We start from the raw sequence: 3,380 nt of genomic DNA on the forward strand, positions 1-3,380 counted from the left end.
GTCGGTGCGATAGCCCGAGCCGAGTTCCGGGGCGGGCGGCAGTTCAGGCGCGGTGGCGCTGTGGCAGGCGGCGAGGGTGAGGGCGGCGGTGATCAGCGAGAGGGTGGTAAGGCGTTGGCGGTGGAAAATCGAAAGCACGCGATGACTCCGTTCATTTGAGAATGATCTGTTGTCCGTGGGGAGGGAATGTACCTCAGTGATTTGCTGGAAGGGAGATTGATCTGCATATGGTTGTGCGATACAACTATATCTCTTCATTCGGGCAAGAGGTTTTCCACGTGAACCGTTCCAGGCCAGATCTTATCGATCAGATCCGCTGTGCCTCACGCCTCATGGTGCGAGAGCTGGGTTTCATGCAGCCGAAGTTGGCAGCCAGCCGTTATCCACCGTCGTCGGTGCACACGATTGTTGAAATCGGCGAGCGTGGCGCACTGACAGCGGCTGAACTGGTCACCTTGCTGGGCCTGGAAAAATCGTCGGTGAGCCGCATGGTGCGCAAGCTGATCGAGGCGGGCGAGCTGGAAGAGTTTGCCAACGAGGACGATGCCCGTTCGAAAAAGCTACGGCTCACCACACGAGGCCAGAAGACGTTACGCGACATTGAAACGTTTGCCCGGCGCCAGGTGGGCGAGGCCATTGGCGGCTTGTCCAGCGAACAGCAGCAGGCCGTCAGCCGCGGGCTTGATCAGTACGCCGCAGCCCTGCAAACCCAACGCACCGGCGCCTGGCAGCCAAGGCACTACAGCATCGCCCGGGGCTATCGGCCTGGGGTGATTGGGCGGATCGCGCAGATGCACGCGGAGTACTACGCCAAGCATGCGAATTTTGGCCAACCGTTCGAAAGCCTGGTGGCGGCGGACATGGCCGAGTTGATGGGACGCCTGGCCAACCCGCGCAACGAAGTGTGGGCGGTACTGGATGGGACGCAGATTGTGGGTTCGATTGCCCTTGATGGCGAGGGCGAAAACGGCGAGGCGATCTTGCGCTGCTTCATCCTCGACCCGTCGGCCCAGGGCCAGGGCTTGGGCAAACGGCTGTTGCAAGAGGCGCTGGATTTCTGTGACGGGCACCGGTTCCCGGCGGTGCGGCTGTGGACGTTCAAGGGCCTCGATGTGGCGCGCAAGCTCTATGAAAACGCGGGCTTTGTGCTGGAGTCGGAACAGGAGGGGCAGCAGTGGGGCAAATCGGTGGTGGAGCAGTGTTTTGTGCGGCACGCTGTTTGACGCAACAGCGCCCCACGTCACGGGGCGCTGGCGCCTGGCCGGTTAGAAGTCCCAGCGCGTGGTGAGCATCACGTTGCGCGGGGTGCCGTAATAGGCCGTGTTATAGAAGCCGATGTTGGTGTAGTACTGCTTGTCGAATAGGTTGTTGACGTTCAGCGTCGCGGAAAGATGTTCGCTGACCTGATACTTGGCCATCGCGTCCACCACCCAATACGCTTCCTGCGAGAACTCTTCGTTTTGCGCCTTGGGCCGGTTGTACACCACTTGCCAGCTTCTGCTCTGCCAGCGCGCGCCGCCGCCGACGGTCAGGCGGTCCAGCGGGCCCTTGAGTTTGTACGAGGTGAAGAAACTGAGCTGGTCCTCCGGCTCCCAGGTCGAAGCCTTGTCGCCATGCTCATCCCGCAGGATCTTGTGGGTGTAGCCGGCCTGGGCCTGCCAGCCCGGCGCCAGCTCGCCGGACATCTCGGCCTCGAAACCCTTGGTCTTGGCCTTGATGCCTTTCTCGGCATACCCGAGGGATGGGTTGGTCGGCGCGGCGTTGTATTCGGCGTCCGGCTCCGCACGGTTGGTTTCGTGCACTTCGAAGTAGGCCATGCTGGTGTTGAGCCGGCCCTCGAAGAACTCGCCCTTGAGGCCGGTCTCGTAGTTCTTGCCTTCATCCGGCTCCAGCAATTTGTTGTTGCGGTCGCGGCTGTAGGTCGTCGGCATGAAGATGTCGGTATAGCTGGCATACGCGGTGAAGTTGTCGTTCAGGTCGTAGGTGACCCCGGCGTAGGGCACCAGCTTGCCGGTCTCGGTGGAGTCGTCTTCGCCACGCAATTTGTAGTTGGCCACGCGGCTGCCGAGGAACAGGTTCAGGTCATCCGTGAGGTTGAAACGTGCGGCCATATAGCCTGCGGATTGGCGGGTGGTGGCATCGATGATCCGTGTCGGTTCACCCCAGTTCGGCTCCGGAGCGTTGCCATCGAAGTTCCAGAAATCGATCTGGTTGTTGCCCACATAAGTGGGGGCGCCATAGTCTTTTCCGGTCCAGTGGGAATTCGAGGCCGACGCGCCAATCACCAATTCATGGGTACGGCCCAGCAGGCTGAACGGACCGCTGGCGTAGACATCGCCCGAGTCGGCGCGGGTGTTGCCGGTGAACTTGTTCGCGTACAGGGACGACAGTCCGGTGGCGGGGAACGGGCCACTCATGATCGAGCCCAGGGGCGCGTCGTAGCCCATGAGTTGGTGGGTGTATTGGCCCTTGATCACCCAGCCATTGTCGAAGTTGTGTTCCAGGGTGGAGAACACGCTGCGGGAGTACTGCTCCCAGCGGCTCCACTTGGCGCCGTTGTTGTAGGAGCGTTTTACATCGATGCGGTTGCCGTTGCGATCGAACAGCGCACGGCTGCCGGACCAGCCCGAGCCTTGCGGGTCGCTGTCCAGGTAATCGAAACCGACGGTGAGCAGGGTGTCGTCGGTCAGGTCGGCTTCCAGCGTGCCGAAATACACATTGGTGCTGCGCTGGTAGTGGTCCATGAACGAGTGCTTGTCCTGGTACGCCGCCACCGCACGCCCGCGCACGTTGCCGCTGTCGGTCAGCGGGCCACTCACGTCGATCTGGGAACGATAGTTGTCCCAGCTGCCGGCGCCGAGTTCGACGCTGGCCTTGAAGTCCCGCGTGGGCTTTTTGCGGATCAGGTTGATCGTCGCGCCAGGGGCGCCGGCGCCGGTCAGCAGTCCGGTGGCACCCTTGAGGATTTCCACGCGGTCATAGATCGCCATGTCGCTGAGGGTCTGGCTGGACGAGTAGGCGGAGTTGCGCAGGGTCGGGATGCCGTCGTACTGGAAGTTTTCCACCGAGAAGCCGCGGGCGTAGTAATTGTTACGCTCGCTGTCGAAGGTCGACACGGTGATGCCCGGTGTATGGCGCATCACGTCGTCGATCGAAGTGAGCGCGAAGTCATCCATATGCTGGCGCGTGATCACGGTGATCGACTGCGGGGTTTCCCGTGGGGTCAGCACCATGCGCGTGGCGGTGGCGATGGTGCCCGGGGTGTAGGAACCGCTGCCCTCAGTGATGGTGCCCAACTGATTCGCGGTGATCTCTGTGGCACCCAGCGACAGCGCGCCGCCGGCCACCGGCAGGCTTTCCAGCTGGTAGCCATCGGCATT

2 protein-coding genes are annotated in these 3,380 nt (G+C 62.0%); one reads left to right on the top strand and one right to left on the bottom strand.

All coding sequences use genetic code 11. From position 1 onward, the window contains the following. The first annotated feature begins 332 nt into the window (after window positions 1–332). Entirely contained in the window at window positions 333–1,223 is an 891-nt protein-coding gene (locus HX846_RS32020; protein WP_178966938.1) for a bifunctional helix-turn-helix transcriptional regulator/GNAT family N-acetyltransferase, read from the top strand. Window positions 1,224–1,265: 42 nt separating this feature from the next. Here HX846_RS32020 and HX846_RS32025 read toward each other — a convergent pair. Next, window positions 1,266–3,380: TonB-dependent siderophore receptor (locus HX846_RS32025; RefSeq protein WP_178966937.1), on the bottom strand; the 2,115-nt coding region annotated here is incomplete at its 5' end.

It is taken from the genome of Pseudomonas sp. K5002 (assembly GCF_013386655.1).
Taxonomy (GTDB): Bacteria; Pseudomonadota; Gammaproteobacteria; order Pseudomonadales; family Pseudomonadaceae; genus Aquipseudomonas.